This window comes from Grimontia hollisae CIP 101886 (genome assembly GCF_000176515.1).
Taxonomy (GTDB): domain Bacteria; phylum Pseudomonadota; class Gammaproteobacteria; order Enterobacterales; family Vibrionaceae; genus Enterovibrio; species Enterovibrio hollisae.
Window position 1 is genome coordinate 871,891 of sequence record NZ_ADAQ01000011.1, and the last position, 16,662, is coordinate 888,552.

Annotated in this window: 15 protein-coding genes; 7 read left to right on the top strand and 8 right to left on the bottom strand. The window is 51.5% G+C overall.

Annotated features, from left to right (window positions below; genetic code table 11):
* Positions 1–3 precede the first annotated feature (3 nt).
* The 3 genes from VHA_RS10195 to VHA_RS18670 all read left to right on the top strand — a co-directional run bounded on the left by VHA_RS10195 (position 4) and on the right by VHA_RS18670 (position 4,710).
* A complete protein-coding gene (locus VHA_RS10195; RefSeq protein WP_005503975.1) occupies positions 4–2,862 on the top strand; it encodes a valine--tRNA ligase in 2,859 nt (952 codons plus the stop codon).
* Between the two features lie 220 nt (positions 2,863–3,082).
* Positions 3,083–3,481: a DUF2061 domain-containing protein gene (locus tag VHA_RS10200; RefSeq protein ID WP_005503976.1), complete on the top strand. Its 399-nt coding sequence runs from the start codon at positions 3,083–3,085 to the stop codon at positions 3,479–3,481.
* Positions 3,482–3,801: 320 nt separating this feature from the next.
* Complete coding sequence (locus tag VHA_RS18670; protein ID WP_005503978.1) at positions 3,802–4,710, top strand: bifunctional helix-turn-helix transcriptional regulator/GNAT family N-acetyltransferase; 909 nt, start codon at positions 3,802–3,804, stop codon at positions 4,708–4,710.
* A gap of 57 nt (positions 4,711–4,767) precedes the next feature.
* Here the strand turns inward: VHA_RS18670 and rraB are convergent, their stop codons facing one another.
* A complete protein-coding gene (gene rraB / locus VHA_RS10210; protein WP_005503979.1) occupies positions 4,768–5,166 on the bottom strand; it encodes a ribonuclease E inhibitor RraB in 399 nt (132 codons plus the stop codon).
* Between the two features lie 368 nt (positions 5,167–5,534).
* Between rraB and argF the strand changes: the two genes are divergently transcribed.
* The 4 genes from argF to VHA_RS10230 all read left to right on the top strand — a co-directional run bounded on the left by argF (position 5,535) and on the right by VHA_RS10230 (position 8,876).
* Entirely contained in the window at positions 5,535–6,539 is a 1,005-nt protein-coding gene (argF, locus tag VHA_RS10215) for an ornithine carbamoyltransferase (protein ID WP_005503980.1), read from the top strand.
* A gap of 333 nt (positions 6,540–6,872) precedes the next feature.
* Positions 6,873–7,802, top strand: a complete 930-nt coding sequence (gene pyrB, locus VHA_RS10220; RefSeq protein ID WP_005503981.1) for an aspartate carbamoyltransferase — start codon at positions 6,873–6,875, stop codon at positions 7,800–7,802.
* Between the two features lie 15 nt (positions 7,803–7,817).
* On the top strand, positions 7,818–8,285 hold the full coding sequence (gene pyrI / locus VHA_RS10225; RefSeq protein WP_005503982.1) for an aspartate carbamoyltransferase regulatory subunit: 468 nt from the start codon (positions 7,818–7,820) through the stop codon (positions 8,283–8,285).
* A gap of 201 nt (positions 8,286–8,486) precedes the next feature.
* Positions 8,487–8,876 (top strand): RidA family protein, encoded by a 390-nt coding sequence (locus tag VHA_RS10230; protein ID WP_005503983.1) that lies wholly within the window; start codon positions 8,487–8,489, stop codon positions 8,874–8,876.
* 63 nt (positions 8,877–8,939) lie between these two features.
* Here VHA_RS10230 and idi read toward each other — a convergent pair whose 3' ends face one another.
* From idi to VHA_RS10265, 7 genes are all read right to left on the bottom strand, one after another.
* Positions 8,940–9,476, bottom strand: coding sequence for an isopentenyl-diphosphate Delta-isomerase (gene idi, locus VHA_RS10235; RefSeq protein ID WP_005503984.1), 537 nt, complete (start codon positions 9,474–9,476; stop codon positions 8,940–8,942).
* Between the two features lie 102 nt (positions 9,477–9,578).
* Positions 9,579–10,304, bottom strand: coding sequence for a 1-acylglycerol-3-phosphate O-acyltransferase (locus VHA_RS10240; RefSeq protein WP_005503985.1), 726 nt, complete (start codon positions 10,302–10,304; stop codon positions 9,579–9,581).
* 163 nt (positions 10,305–10,467) lie between these two features.
* Entirely contained in the window at positions 10,468–12,747 is a 2,280-nt protein-coding gene (gene parC, locus VHA_RS10245) for a DNA topoisomerase IV subunit A (protein ID WP_005503987.1), read from the bottom strand.
* Positions 12,748–12,770: 23 nt separating this feature from the next.
* Positions 12,771–14,666: a DNA topoisomerase IV subunit B gene (gene parE, locus VHA_RS10250; protein WP_040528620.1), complete on the bottom strand. Its 1,896-nt coding sequence runs from the start codon at positions 14,664–14,666 to the stop codon at positions 12,771–12,773.
* A gap of 97 nt (positions 14,667–14,763) precedes the next feature.
* Entirely contained in the window at positions 14,764–15,342 is a 579-nt protein-coding gene (gene yqiA / locus VHA_RS10255) for an esterase YqiA (protein WP_005503990.1), read from the bottom strand.
* An 8-nt stretch (positions 15,343–15,350) separates the two neighbouring features.
* On the bottom strand, positions 15,351–16,175 hold the full coding sequence (gene cpdA / locus VHA_RS10260; protein ID WP_005503993.1) for a 3',5'-cyclic-AMP phosphodiesterase: 825 nt from the start codon (positions 16,173–16,175) through the stop codon (positions 15,351–15,353).
* 45 nt (positions 16,176–16,220) lie between these two features.
* A complete protein-coding gene (locus VHA_RS10265; RefSeq protein WP_226926514.1) occupies positions 16,221–16,646 on the bottom strand; it encodes a DUF1249 family protein in 426 nt (141 codons plus the stop codon).
* Positions 16,647–16,662 lie beyond the last annotated feature (16 nt).

Below are 16,662 nucleotides of genomic sequence, written 5' to 3' on the forward strand. Positions count from 1 at the left end.
GCTATGGAAAAGACATACAACCCAACATCAATCGAAAAAGCGCTGTACCAGCGCTGGGAAGAGGCCGGCTACTTCAAGCCTCACGGTGACACATCGAAAGCTGCCTACAGCATTATGATCCCACCACCCAACGTCACGGGCAGCCTGCACATGGGCCATGCGTTCCAGGATACCATCATGGACACCCTGATCCGCTGCGAGCGCATGAAGGGCAAAAACACCCTGTGGCAGGTTGGTACTGACCACGCCGGTATCGCGACTCAAATGGTTGTTGAGCGCAAGATCGCGGCAGAAGAAGGCAAGACCAAGCACGACTACGGCCGTGATGCCTTCATCGACAAGATTTGGGAGTGGAAAAACGAATCCGGTGGCACGATCACCAAACAGCTGCGCCGTCTGGGTGCGTCTGTAGACTGGGATCGTGAGCGCTTCACCATGGATGATGGTTTCTACGCAGCCGTTCAGGAAGTGTTTGTACGCCTGTACGAAGACGACCTTATCTACCGTGGTAAGCGTCTGGTTAACTGGGACCCGAAACTGCACACAGCCATTTCCGATCTGGAAGTAGAAAACAAAGACGTGAAAGGCCACATGTGGCACTTCCGCTACCCACTGGCTGACGGTGTAAAAACCGCTGACGGCAAAGACTACATTGTAGTAGCAACCACCCGTCCAGAAACCATGCTGGGTGATACCGGCGTGGCGGTTAACCCTGAAGACCCACGCTATAAAGATCTGATTGGAAAAGAGATCATCCTGCCTATCGTCAACCGCCGCATTCCTATCGTGGGCGACGAGCATGCAGACATGGAGAAAGGCACAGGCTGTGTCAAGATCACCCCTGCGCACGACTTCAATGACTACGAAGTGGGTAAACGCCACCAGCTGCCGATGATCAACATCCTGACCTTCAACGCTGACATCCGTGATGCAGCGGAAGTGTTCACCACCAATGGTGAACCAAGCGATGTCTACAGCAGCGAATTGCCAGAAAAATACCGTGGCATGGAGCGTTTCGCTGCACGTAAAGCGATCGTGGCGGAATTCGAAGAACTGGGCCTGCTGGATGAGATCAAAGATCACGACCTGACCGTGCCTTACGGCGACCGTGGCGGCGTGGTAATCGAGCCAATGCTGACTGACCAGTGGTACGTGCGTACAGCAACGCTGGCAAAACCTGCGGTTGAAGCGGTTGAAAACGGCGATATCCAGTTCGTACCTAAACAGTACGAAAACATGTACTTCGCGTGGATGCGGGACATCCAGGACTGGTGTATCTCCCGTCAGCTGTGGTGGGGTCACCGCATTCCTGCATGGTACGACAACGACGGCAACGTCTACGTAGGCCGCAATGAAGAAGAAGTCCGTGCGAAACACGGTCTGGCACCCGTCGTTGTCCTGCGTCAGGACGAAGACGTACTGGATACCTGGTTCTCATCTGCGCTATGGACGTTCGGAACACTGGGCTGGCCACAACAAACCCCTGAGCTGAAAACCTTCCACCCGACTGACGTTCTGGTGACCGGTTTCGACATCATCTTCTTCTGGGTGGCGCGCATGATCATGATGACCATGCACTTCATCAAAGATGAAGACGGCAAGCCACAGGTTCCGTTCAAGACCGTTTACGTCACCGGCCTTATCCGTGATGAAAACGGCGACAAGATGTCAAAGTCCAAGGGTAACGTACTTGACCCTATCGACATGATTGACGGTATTGATCTGGAATCACTGGTAGAAAAACGTACCGGCAACATGATGCAGCCACAACTGGCCGCCAAGATCGAAAAGAATACCCGTAAGACCTTCGAAAACGGTATCGAAGCGTACGGTACTGACGCGCTGCGTTTCACCCTGGCAGCGATGGCATCTACTGGCCGTGACATCAACTGGGACATGAAGCGTCTCGAGGGTTACCGCAACTTCTGTAACAAGCTGTGGAATGCAAGCCGTTATGTGCTGATGAACACCGAAGATCAGGATTGCGGCATGAAGGGCGGCGAGATGGCATTCTCACTGGCCGACAAGTGGATTGAATCCCAGTTCCAGCTGGCAGCGAAAGAGTTCAATGCCCATATCGAGAACTTCCGTCTGGATATGGCCGCGAACACCCTGTACGAGTTTATCTGGAACCAATTCTGTGACTGGTACCTTGAGCTGACCAAACCGGTGCTGTGGAAAGGCACGGAAGCACAACAGCGCGCGACCCGTCACACGCTGATCACTGTGCTTGAAAAGACCCTGCGTCTGGCACATCCAGTGATCCCATATATTACGGAATCTATCTGGCAGAGCGTGAAGCCGCTGGTAGACGGCGTGGAAGGCGACACCATTATGCTGCAGGCATTGCCGCAGTATGACGACGCGCAGTTCAACGACACTGCGCTGGCTGACATCGAATGGGTGAAAGGTTTCATTACCGCTATCCGCAACCTGCGTGCCGAGTACGATATCGCACCAAGCAAGCCTCTGGATGTGATGCTGAAAGCGGCTGATGAAAAAGACGCGGCGCGTGTTGAAGCAAGCAAGCAGGTACTGATGTCGCTGGCAAAGCTGGAAGGCATCCGTATCCTGGCAGCCGGTGAAGAAACTCCGGCGTGCGCGACTGCACTGGTTGGTAAATCAACCCTGATGATCCCAATGGCAGGCCTGATTGACAAAGATGCTGAGCTGGCACGTCTGGACAAAGAAATCGCCAAGACTCAGGGCGAAATCAAACGCGTTGAAGGCAAGCTGAACAACCAGGGCTTTGTTGCGAAAGCACCGGAAGCGGTTGTTGCTGCCGAGCGTGCGAAACTCGAAGGTTACGCAGAAACCCTGACCAAGTTGGAAGAACAGAAAGCTGTGATCGCTGCACTGTAATTTCCTCCTGTAAGGTGATGATTCAAAAGCTGATGGGAAACCATCAGCTTTTTTTGTACATTCCAATCGCCTTCCCTTTCGCCCCCATTTCCTCTCCTTCTTGGTATTTCTACCCCGACCACTTTAATAGCTTAAACCTATCAAATCAATTCACAGAAACCGTATTTACAAATGAGAATTATTTGCAATAATGAATCCATCATCCAGTGAGGAGTTCGTTATGAAAAAGACCATCAGCTTTGCAACAATCCACTTTACCGTTGCTTTTACCGTTGCGTACGTGTTGACCGGTGACATTCTACTGGGTAGCTTGATTGCCATGATCGAACCTATGGTCAATACTGTGGCATTTTTCTTCCACGAAAAAGCCTGGGAAAGCAACTGGCTGAAACGCACTTTTGCCAGCGATCCTGGCCGCAAAACCATCAGTTTCGCGATCGTCCACTTCAGTGTGGCATTCGGTGTCGTGTATCTGTTGACCGGTGATATCCTGATTGGCAGCGTAATGGCAATGATTGAGCCATGCATTAACACCATGGCGTACTATGTCCACGAACGAGTCTGGCAGCATAAATCACGCTTGAAAATGCAATGCCACCACCATACGATGGTGCTATAACCACCCACAGCATTCCTCACGAAACAGGGCAGCCTTGGCTGACCTGTTTTCATTTCAGGCGTCACTCAAACTCTCGGTGATTTTATTTTCCATAGCCAATACTTCATTAACTGATTTATTGTGCAGTTTCCGTATGATGTTCATGATGCCGTTTCTGTCATCATAATCGCTTCGCCTGCCCTGTTCAGGGTGATACCGGGTAAATGAATCAAACGGCTGAATTTAGTGCGATACGGAACGCTTCGGTGTCGCATGTCTGCTTACTCAATAGCAGTAAACCACGCAGGAAAGTGACACACTCAGTATAAAATGGAGATGCAATGCCTACAGGTCCGGTTGAAATCAGATCCCTCGTCCGCCAACTTCTTCGCCACCGTGGCTTGTTGGATAACATATACGGCACTGCAGGCCTTACCACCGTGCAATGCCACGTGATGATCGAGCTCGAACAGGAAGCGATGAGTGCCACTGAACTGGCTGAGCGGCTAAACATAGATGTGGCCAACGCCAACCGGACGCTTGCCATCCTTATCAACAACGACAACGTCACTTCCCACATTGATGTCCAGAGTAATCAGCCGAAATATAGCCTGTCTGATGCAGGAAAAGCACGGCTGGATGAACACCACCACGGTATCAACCAGCAAATCGCCCTGTATCTTGAGCAGCTTGATACTGATGAAATCGAAGCCCTGTCCCGCTCGCTGCACCGCTATAACCGCGCCATGGCGCAAAGCGAACGCCAAAAAGGATTTACCCTTCGCCTGTTAGAGCCTGCTGACAATGCCGCTATGGCTGCGGTGATCCGTAGCGTGTCGGAAGAGTATGGCCTGACAGCCGATAGAGGCTATGGTGTCGCCGACCCCACACTTGATGTGTTAAGCGAAAATTACAAAGCCGACAATGCGGCCTACTGGGTGATTGAGCAACACGGTAAAATTCTTGGTGGCGGCGGTATTGCGCCCTTGCCCGGCGAAAAAGGCATATGCGAATTACAGAAAATGTATTTCCGCCCAGAATTGCGTGGCCGTGGTTTTGCAAGGCGTCTGGCTGCCCAAGGCATGAAGTTTGCCCGCCAACAAGGCTATTCCGCCTGCTATCTAGAGACAACCGCCTGCCTGAAGGAAGCGATTCATCTTTACGAATCTATGGGCTTTGAGCGGCTCGATGCGCCACTTGGCAACACCGGACACACGGATTGTGAAATCGTGATGCTGAAAAAACTCTGAGGCCCGGCGGAAAAAAAGCCGGAGCATTTCGGCTCCAGCTTTTTCAGTCAGCGACGGTTAATCGTCTTCTTCTAATTCACCTTCTTCTTCGGCGTCTTCTTCGTCCGATTCAAAATAGGTGCCCCAACCGTCATAATCGATGTTGTACTTTTCAGCCAGTTTCACCAGCTTTTCTACCTGCTCATCAATGCGGTCAGCGTCCAATGCTGATTCCATCACAGCGTCAAAGCAAATCACTGTGCTGCCATCTTCCAGCTCAAGCTCTTCCGCTTCCAACACTTCAAAGCCCATTTTAAACGCTTCCACAGCAGCGCTTTCCAGTTCAGCAAAACTGTCTGCAGAAAGGTGGTGTTCGATGGTATAAAGTGCATCAGGATCGCTGCCATCTTCCAGCAACGCTTCAATAATTTCACGGGTTTCCGCTTTTTGTTCTTCAATAATGTCAGCGTAAGACATCGGCTCACTCCAGCTCTTTATTAACGGCAGCACTATGGCACGGATTGGTGTGGTTTGCCACGCCAAATTCACTCCCTCTCCTATACAATAAGCCTCCAGACAACCCACACAGGCCAAGTGATGGAGAATGCGCTGTTTGACCTGCCCTATTGAGCATGAAGATGTCTAAGGCACCAGCCCCACACACAAACTGATACCGTCATCTCAACCGGGATTTTTTCTCTCGCCTGAAGAAAGTAGCGATCAAATACAAATAAATATTTATTCAAAGGGGTTGAATCAATAATCAAAAATGAGTCAGAATCATGACTGATATCAGCGTGACATAAAACAGGTCACAAGTAGGATTTTAGAAAGGGACCTCAAACATGGCATTTAATCTGCGTAACCGGAACTTTCTCAAGCTGCTGGATTTCACGCCGCAGGAGATTGCACACCTGTTAGACTTGTCTGCCGAGCTAAAAAAAGCCAAATATGGTGGCTATGAGCAGCCGCGCCTGACAGGAAAAAACATCGCCCTGATCTTTGAGAAAGCCTCCACCCGCACGCGATGTGCTTTTGAAGTCGCGGCATTTGACCAAGGCGCAAAGGTTTCCTATATCGGCCCGTCTGGCTCCCAGATTGGCCACAAAGAATCGATGAAAGACACTGCCCGTGTGCTTGGCCGTATGTATGACGGTATTCAGTACCGTGGTTTTGGCCAGGATATCGTTGAAGAGCTGGGACAATATGCTGGTGTCCCGGTATGGAATGGCCTGACAGACGAATTTCACCCCACCCAGATCCTGGCAGACTTCCTGACCATGCTTGAACATGGGCAGGGCAAGAAGCTGTCTGACATCAAATTTGCCTACCTGGGTGATGCCCGCAACAATATGGGCAATTCCCTGATGGTGGGGGCGGCAAAAATGGGCATGGATATCCGCCTGGTGGCCCCCAGCCAGTTTTGGCCTGAAGAAACGCTGGTAGAAGAATGCCAGGCGATAGCCGAAAAAACCGGCGCACAAATCACCCTGACAGAAAACGTGGAAGAAGGCGTGCAGGGCTGTGACTTCCTTTATACTGATGTCTGGGTCTCTATGGGTGAGTCCAAAGAAGCCTGGGACGAGCGCGTTGCGATGATGAAACCCTATCAGGTCAACATGGACGTGATTAAAGCGACCGGTAACCCAAACGTCAAATTTATGCACTGCCTGCCTGCATTCCACAATGATGAAACCACCCTTGGCGCAGAAGTGGCAAAAAAATATGGCATGAAAGGGCTCGAAGTCACCGAAGAGGTCTTTGAATCTGAGTACTCCATCGTTTTTGATGAGGCGGAAAACCGCATGCACACCATCAAAGCCGTGATGGTCGCTACACTGGGACATTAACCCCTGCCTTCTTTTATCGAACAGACTAAACCGCGCAGCTGCGCGGTTTATATTTCCCAACAGAGCCATATCACTTTTCCTGCCTTGCACCGGACAAAAATGGGCGTATAATCCTCCGCAATTTGTCAAAAAAACGAACCGGAATGCCAAATTTAGTGACATTGTTGACCGCTAAAACCTGCCGACTCCCGGCATTGGCCCCCTTTTTCGTTTTTACTGGATTCAAAAAAGCCTCCTTATCGGGAGGCTTTTTTTTGACCAAAATGTACCACCACTGCGGCTGTTAATTGCCCAAAAATAACAGCACATGGAATCTGTTAAGGGAGAGAAGACATGGCGACCTCGCTGCACAACAAACACATCATCTCCATCCCGGAGTTATCCCGTGAAGAGCTGGAACTTATCGTCGATACTGCCGGTAAACTCAAAGCTGAGCCCAACCCTACCTTGCTGAAAAACAAGGTCGTGGCAAGCTGCTTCTTCGAGGCGTCCACCCGAACCCGCCTGTCTTTCGAAACCGCGGTTCAGCGTCTTGGCGGCACCGTGATTGGTTTCCCAGACGGCGGCAACACCTCTTCAGGAAAAAAAGGCGAAACCCTGTCTGACTCAGTGCAGGTGATCTCTTCTTACGTCGACGCCTTTGTCATGCGCCACCCAAAAGAAGGGGCGGCACGACTGGCCTCAGAATTTTCAAGGGGAGTTCCCGTTATCAATGGTGGCGATGGCGCAAACCAGCATCCAACCCAAACCCTGCTGGATCTTTTCAGTATCTACGAAACCCAGGGCCGTCTGGATAACCTGAAAGTGGCGATGGTGGGCGACCTAAAATACGGACGCACTGTCCATTCCCTGACCCAAGCGCTGTCAAAATTCAATAACAACCAATTCTACTTTATCGCGCCGGAAGCACTGGCAATGCCGGACTACATTCTGGAAGAGCTCGACGATCAAGGTATTCCTTACAGTCTGCACACCAGTATCGAAGAGGTGGTGCCAGAGCTCGATATCCTTTATATGACCCGGGTACAAAAAGAGCGTCTTGACGAGTCAGAATACCAGCACATCAAAGCCGCTTTTATTTTGGATACCCCGCAACTTACCAACGCCCGCGACAACCTAAAAGTTCTCCACCCATTGCCACGGGTAGATGAAATCACCGTGGCAGTCGATAAAACCCCTTACGCTTACTATTTCGAGCAGGCGGAAAATGGGGTGTATGCACGCCAGGCATTGCTGGCACTGGTCATTAACGGAAGCATTTAAGGCAGGAGAAACATCATGGGAAAAGATCACAAACTACAGGTTGAAGCCATCAAGAACGGCACCGTTATCGACCACATCCCTGCCAATATCGGCTTTAAAGTGATGAAGCTGTTCAAACTGCATAAGACCAATGAGCGTGTAACGGTTGGTCTTAACCTGCCTTCATCCGCCCTTGGCGCCAAAGATCTTATCAAGATTGAAAATATCTTCGTCAGCGAAGAGCAGGCACAGCAGCTGGCACTGTATGCTCCCAATGCCACCGTCAACCAAATCGAAAACTATGAAGTGGTTGCCAAACTGCCACTGACACTGCCCAAAAGCATTCAAGGTATATACTGTTGTCCGAACAGTAACTGCATTACCCACGATGAAAAAGCCGTAGAAAGCAGCTTTAATGTCATCGAAAAGGCCGACGATGTGTATCTGAAGTGCAAATACTGCGAGAAAGTGTTCTCCCGGGAGATCATGACAGAAAACCACTAGGGTTTCGCCCCTCTAAGGGCAGCAGCTTTTCCTGCCCTTCATCCCGTTGAAAAGCCAGCCTTGTTGTTGGCTTTTCCTGTCGATGAGCGCCATCACCGACTATTTCAGGGATAAAATGTGATGGATTGGGTTTACGACAGCGCTGGCTCAGTGCAGACTAAGCCCACATCCAACATGATTGTTTAGATTAAGGATAAATTAATGACTAAAGTGCTTCACACTGAAAAGGCGCCTGCTGCAATTGGCCCATATATTCAAGGCGTTGATCTGGGCAACATGGTACTGACTTCAGGACAGATCCCGGTCAACCCTGAGACCGGTGAAGTGTCCCCAGATATCGCCGTTCAAGCACGCCAATCCCTGGAAAACGTGAAAGCAGTGGTTGAGTCTTCAGGCCTGACCGTTGGCGACATTGTCAAGCTGACTGTATTCGTCAAAGATCTGAACGACTTCGGCACCGTTAACGAGGTGTACGGCAAGTTCTTCGATGAACACGGTGTTGAACACTACCCAGCACGTTCATGTGTTGAAGTAGCTCGTCTGCCAAAAGATGTGGGTATTGAAATCGAAGCGATTGCTGTACGCAAATAAACGCTAAACACCAAGATTGAAAAAGCGACCACATACGGTCGCTTTTTGTTTTTCTGAGCACCGCTATGCGGCGAGCTGTAAAGACACTCTGTCCAGCACCTGACGAAACCAGGCGGTAAACTGCTCCGGCTTTTCCTGAAGCGCTTCGCTGATCTCGCGCTCTGTCCACCAGCGCCAGTCCATCACCTCTTCCGGGTCCGGCACCACGTCGACATCATCCACACAACTGACCATGATCTGATCCAGCTCATGTTCGGTCAGTCCATTATCAAGCTCAGCGCGATAGCGAAACCTGTCACCCAGCGCCAAATCCAGCGGGGCAACAATACCGAGCTCTTCATTCAGGCGGCGCCTGGCCGCCACATCAACCGGCTCACCCTGCATAGGGTGAGAACAACAGGTGTTGGTCCAAAGCCCACCACTGTGATACTTGCCCAGTGCGCGCTGCTGCAGAAGATACTCACGTCCTGCAGGTGTTTCACGGTAAATCATCACAGAAAATGCCAGATGCAACAACCCTTGCTGGTGCGCAGCCAGTTTTTCTGCCAGCCCCGTCGGCTCGCCACTTTCTGTTACCAAAACGACCTGATCTCTCAGCATAGTGTATTACTTCTCATACAAACCAAACGCGCCAAAAACAACAAAAGGATACGCGCTGCGTATCCTTTAGGCTTTTCACTACTCAATCTGTTGAGTAGTTTATTACTTCTTGTTCAGTTCGGCTACTTCTGCATCCAACTCTGCCAGCTTAGCCGCCATGATGTCATGGCATTTTTGTGCCAATTCGCGCACGTTCTCTTTGCTGTAGCCTTCAATTGAAATCGGATCCATCACTTCAACAATAATATGGCCGTTATCACCCCGTGATGCACTCAGGTGATTGGTTGAACTGCACACGATAGGCACGATTGGAACCCCTGCCCCCACAGCAGCATGGAATGCGCCAGTTTTAAACGGCAGAAGGCCACGTCCACGCGAGCGCGTACCTTCCGGGAACAGCCATACCGACACATCATTGTCCTTGATTTGGTCAACCACCTGGCCAATGGTACCCACCGCCTTGCTGCGGTTGTTGCGGTCAATCAGAATGTTGCCGGTTAGCCAGTACAGGGTGCCAAAGATAGGGATATACGCCAGGCTTTTCTTACCCACTGTCACTGCCCGGGGGCGCACAGCATTAGACACCGTCACCAAATCCCAGTTGCTCTGGTGGTTGGCAATATACACACAGGTTCCCACGGCTTTTGATGCTTCACTCTGACGCAGGTGAAGTTTGATCCCGAACAGGGATGACAATTTGCCGAATAAACGGCCAAAAGTATAAACGTGCTTTGGATTTCTCGGGCTGAACAGGCAGTAACCACAACCGAATACAAACATGACAATCGCAAACAGCGCGACAGCCAACAGTCGCAGTATAAAGTACATTCACATTCTCCTAACACCATTTAGCCGCAAAAAGTCGGGCTTCCAGCCCTGCGGTCAGGTAAAAATTACAGCGTACACATGTTCGCTAAACGAGGATGCGCCTAGTATATACAAACAACCTTGGCTAACACACCAGAAAAAGCCCTCCGGAGAGGGCTTTCTATCATTCAGCGTCCGTCGTCTCCGGCTCGGCGCTTTCTGGCTTGGCGATCTCAATGGCGGTGACACGCTGCAAGCCTCGCGGCAACATTGAACCCCGTCGGCCACGCTCTCCACGGAAGTTATCGATGTCTGTTGGCTTGAGTGACAGCTTGCGCTTACCGGCATGCAAGGTGACTGACGCCCCCTGCGGGATCACGAACAGTTGCGTCAACAGCTCTTCACGCGCCTTTGCCCGCGCCGAAGGAATATTGATGATCTTATTCCCTTTACCTTTACCCAGCTGTGGCAGCTCTTTCACCGGGAAGACCAGCATACGGCCTTCGTTGGTAATGGCCACGATATCGTCAGTCTCGATATCCGCCACACGCTGCGGCGGCATTACTTCTGCCGCCTGAGGCAGGCTCAACAAGGCTTTACCGCTGCGGTTTTTCGACAGCAAATCGTCTTGCTTACAAACAAACCCGTAACCGGCATCGGATGCCATCAGTACCAGATTGTCATTCTCTCCCATCATCACGTGGCGTACTGCCGTTCCTGCGGTGATGTTCAGGCGGCCGGTAATTGGCTCACCCTGGCTACGTGCCGATGGCAGTGTATGGGACTCCAGCGCATAGCTGCGGCCATCACTGCCGATAAACACCACGGGCTGGTTGCTTTTACCCCGGGCAGAAGCCAGATAGCTGTCGCCGGATTTATAGCTCAGTGAGGTTGGGTCAACATCATGGCCTTTGGCATGACGGATCCACCCTTTTTCTGACAACACCACAGTGATCGGCTCACTCGGGATCAGGTCACGTTCCGTCATCGCTTTTGCTTCTGCACGCTCAACCAGTGGTGAGCGGCGCTCATCACCGTATTTTTCTGCATCGGCGAGGATCTCTTTTTTCAGCAGGGTGTTCATGCGACGCTCAGAGCCCAGCACTTTTTCCAGCTGCTCGCGCTCTTTGTTCAGTTCATCCTGCTCACCGCGGATCTTGATCTCTTCAAGCTTCGCCAACTGGCGCAGTTTGATTTCAAGGATCGCTTCAGCCTGTTTCTCGCTGAGGCCAAAACGGCTCATCAGCTCTTTTTTCGGCTCATCTTCGGTGCGGATAATCTCAATCACTTCATCAATGTTGAGATAGGCAACCAGTAAACCTTCCAGGATGTGCAGGCGTGCCAGCACTTTATCCAGACGGTATTGCAGGCGGCGACGCACGGTTTCACGGCGGAACTCCAGCCATTCGGTCAGGATTTTCAGCAAGCCTTTCACCTGAGGACGGCCATCAAGGCCAATCATATTCAGGTTAACGCGATAGCTCTTTTCCAGATCGGTCGACACAAACAGGTGGTTCATCAACTGCTCACAATCCACACGGTTTGAACGCGGCACGATCACGATCCGGGTGGGGTTCTCATGATCCGATTCATCACGCAGGTCATCCACCATCGGCAGCTTCTTCGCGCGCATCTGGTTGGCAATTTGCTCCAGAAGCTTCGCACCGGATACCTGATGCGGCAGTGCGGTGATCACGATATCGCCATTGTCTTTATGCCAACGGGCACGCATTTTGATTGAGCCGCGACCATCACGGTACAGCTTTTTAAGCTCAACCTGTGGGGTAATGATTTCCGCTTCGGTCGGATAGTCCGGTCCTTTGACGTGCTCAAGCAGGCCATCTAAATCCAGCGTGGGTGAATCAATCAATGCCACCAGCGCATTCGCCACTTCTCGGGCATTATGTGGTGGAATATCGGTCGCCATACCCACCGCGATACCGGTCACGCCGTTCAGCAGGATATGCGGCAGGCGTGAAGGCAACGCTTTCGGCTCCTTCATGGTGCCATCAAAGTTTGGCTGCCAGTCGACAGTGCCCTGCCCTAATTCAGACAGCAGCACTTCAGAGAAGCGGGACAGACGCGATTCGGTGTAACGCATCGCCGCGAAGGATTTGGGATCGTCCGGCGCACCCCAGTTGCCCTGACCATCAACCAGCGGGTAGCGGTAGGAGAATGGTTGCGCCATCAGTACCATGGCTTCATAACAGGCAGAATCACCGTGCGGGTGATACTTACCCAGCACGTCACCCACGGTGCGGGCTGATTTCTTGTATTTGGCTGTGGCTGACAGCCCCAGCTCAGACATCGCATAAATGATGCGGCGTTGTACCGGTTTCAGGCCGTCACCGATAAAAGGCAGCGCACGGTCCATGATGACGTACATCGAATAGTTGAGGTATGCATCCTCAGTAAACTTCCTTAATGGAAGCTGTTCGACACCGTCATAAGTGATATCAGTCATTGAAAACGTCCGATCTTAGAATCTTATAAAATCTCAACCAGCTCAGCCATGTCGCCTTTATCTTGCAACCAGTGGCGACGATCTTCTGCGCGTTTTTTACCCAGCAGCATGTCCATCATACGGTCAGTTTCTTCCTGATCGTCGATAGTCAGCTGTACCAGACGGCGGGTATTCGGGTCCATGGTGGTCTCGCGCAGCTGCAGTGGGTTCATTTCACCCAGACCTTTAAATCGCTGCACATCAATTTTGGCGCGCTTCTGGCTCAACCGTTCAAGGATGCCGGCTTTCTCTTCGTCATCCAGCGCGTAATAGACCTCTTTGCCGCAGTCGATGCGGTACAATGGCGGCATTGCAACATACACATGGCCAGCTTTTACCAGCGCGCGGAAATGTTTGACAAACAGGGCGCAAAGCAGGGTCGCGATATGCAGGCCGTCGGAGTCCGCATCGGCGAGGATACAGATCTTGCCGTAACGCAGGCCGCTCAGATCGTCGCTGTCAGGATCAATACCGAGTGCCACAGAAATATCATGCACTTCCTGAGAGGCCAGCACCTGATCGGCGGAGACTTCCCAGGTGTTAAGGATCTTACCGCGAAGCGGCATGATGGCCTGGAATTCACGGTCACGGGCCTGTTTGGCCGAACCGCCTGCCGAGTCCCCCTCAACGAGGAACAATTCAGTGCGTGACAGGTCCTGCATGGCGCAGTCGGTCAGCTTGCCGGGCAATGCCGGGCCTGAGGCCACTTTCTTACGCACCACTTTTTTTGCCGCGCGCATGCGGCGGTGCGCGTTGGCAATACAGACTTCTGCCAGTTGCTCTGCAAGCTGTGGACGCTCATTCAACCACAGGCTAAAGGAATCTTTTACCACCCCGGAGACAAACGCCGCGCACTGGCGTGAAGAGAGGCGCTCTTTAGTCTGACCGGCAAACTGTGGATCCTGCATTTTCACTGACAGCACGTACGCACAGCGATCCCAGATATCATCTGCCGTCAGCTTCACACCGCGTGGCAGCAGGTTGCGGAATTCACAGAACTCACGCATGGCATCCAGAAGCCCCTGGCGCAAGCCATTGACGTGGGTGCCGCCTTGCGCCGTTGGGATCAGGTTAACGTAACTCTCGGTGATGAGCTCGCCCCCTTCCGGCAGCCAGATCACCGCCCAGTCCGCCGCTTCATTCGACGCGCTGAACTCTCCGACAAAAGGCTCTTCCGGCAGCAATTCATACCCTCTAACGCCTTCCGCCAGGTACTCTTTCAAACCACTTTCATAGCACCACGTAATGGTTTCATCGGTATTTTTGTCGGTGAAAACAATCTCAAGACCAGGACACAATACCGCTTTGGCTTTCAGGATATTTTTCAGGCGGGAAACAGAGAATTTCGGCGAATCAAAATAAGAGGAATCAGGCCAGAAATGGACACGGGTGCCCTTAGCCCGTCGGCCACAGGTACCGGTGACGGTCAGCTCCTGCACTTTTTCGCCATGTTCGAAGGCAATGTCATATACCTGTCCGTCACGTTTTACCGAGACTTCCACGCGTTTTGACAGGGCATTGACCACTGAAATACCTACGCCATGCAAACCACCGCTGAACTGATAGTTCTTGTTGGAGAACTTACCCCCGGCGTGGAGTTTACACAGGATCAGCTCCACCCCGGACACCCCTTCTTCCGGGTGGATATCCACCGGCATGCCCCGGCCGTCATCGATAACCTCAAGGGACTGATCCGCATGAAGGATAACTTCCACTTTCCGTGCATGCCCTGCCAATGCCTCATCAACACTGTTGTCGATAACTTCTTGACCGAGATGGTTCGGACGGGTCGTGTCTGTATACATACCGGGACGACGACGCACCGGTTCAAGACCATTGAGAACCTCAATGGATCCCGCGTTATAAACTTGCTCTGTCATAGATGATTGGTTTTCTAAATTTTGTCACATGGTCAGTGATGCCCCGCCAGCTTGTCAAATATTGCCACGGCTGACGGGGTTATTCTGTGAGTTGTGATCACAGTCCCAGGAATTGAATGATGTCAGCGGGGTATCTGTCGAACCCGACAAAAGCGTGATCGCCACCGGGCTCAACCGTCTGCTTGCACCCTTGATACTTGGTGACGGCATCTCTGAAATCAAGTACCTCATCGCCTTCTTGCTGCAGCAGCCACAGGGTTTCCGGTTTGGCAATGGATGCCACGTCCAACGCTTTAAGCTCATCCATATGGTGTGGCTCAAGCAAATAATGTTCACCGGTATAGGGATTTTGCTGCGCGCCAAGGTAACCGGCCAGCAATTCGTAAGGCTTAACTGCCGGATTGATCAAGGCGGCCCGAAAGCCGTAGTTGGCGTTTAACCAAGTCGAGAAATAACCACCGAGAGAACTCCCCACCAAACCAATGCAATAGTCGTTTTTATAGGTCTCAACAACTTGCTGGAGTTGAGCTGCAGCTTCGGCAGGGTAGCAGGCGAGACGGGGAACTTCCAGCTTTATGTCCGGACGATGCAACCTACACCAAGTCTGCATTTGTTGTGCTTTTGCCGACAAGGGCGAGCTGTTGAAACCGTGAATATAGAGAAGCAAGGAAGGCATATCAGGACCTAGTAACCGGATGAATTCATGTCTGGCTGAAAATCCGTGCCTTTCAGTCGACCTACATAACTGGAAATCGTACCGTCATGGTGCAGTTCAATCTCACGCCAGCCTGGATTGGTCGTATCGAGCGCAAAGTCATCGGAATCTGGCTTGAACTGGATGCAGGTAGACGGCGCTGCCATCACGCGACAGCCTTTGTAGTGTGTATCCAGCGCCTGATGGATATGTCCACAAACCACACCTTTCACATTAGTGTGTCTGTCCACCACAGTCCAGAATTCATCCCGATTATGTAATTGATGTTGGTCCAGCCAGGCACTGCCGGCGGGAAGTGGATGATGGTGAAGCAGCACTAGAGTATAGCGCTCAGAGTGGGTTACCAGAGCTAGATCCAGAAGAGCCAGTTGCGCCTCAGAGAGTCTTCCGTGCGGGACGCCCTTTACCTGACTATCCAGAATGACCAGTTGCCAATGTTCCCCCATCAGAACAACGTCGCTGCGCTGAAGGGGAGATTGTGCCAAAACAGCTTGCATTTCAGGCTGGAAATCATGGTTACCCGGCAACCAAAAACAGGGTTGCGTCCAGTGGGAAATACCATCAACAAAACGTTGGTAGGATTCAGCAGTATGGTCCTGTGAAATGTCACCGGTCGCTATCATGGCATCGAATTCAACCCCCAAGGATTGAATATTTTCGACCACAGCCTGAAAGCTTGCAGCAGTCTTCACCCCCAGCAGACTGCCATAGGGATCAGCAAACAGGTGGGTATCTGTAATTTGTAACAACCGGACGGTCTGGCTGTATTGGCTAGGTTGATGGCTTATCCGCAACGTCTTGAAAACCTTGATCGTAAATGCGTGCCTATGCACGTCAAACTAATAAATTATATTCTGTTTTGTGATACCGTTTCGCAGGCAATGCGCAAGCCAGTCAGCAAGGAAAGCATTTACCTGGTGCTTTTCATCTCTCTGGTGCATGCGCGGGTTGGGATAATCATAACGCGGCTTAATGCGAGAAATCTGCTGAGTGGTACACACTTCAGCGACACGTGCATCGTGATACATACGCACTGTCAGTCTGGGGCGCAAATAGTGAGGGGCATCTCCACGTAGCCAGATATCCAGTAAGGTGGTGTAACGTGTCGATTCTAAAATATCCATCTGGTATTCATTGCCCTGGATGTCGTAGACACAGGACATCCCCACATCATCGTCACGCGGCATCAGTCTAAGCAATTTGGCATAGTTGGTCTCATACATACGCATCAGCGCATTCAAATTAACCCTGTACTTTTGCTTCAACCTACCTCCATTCCAG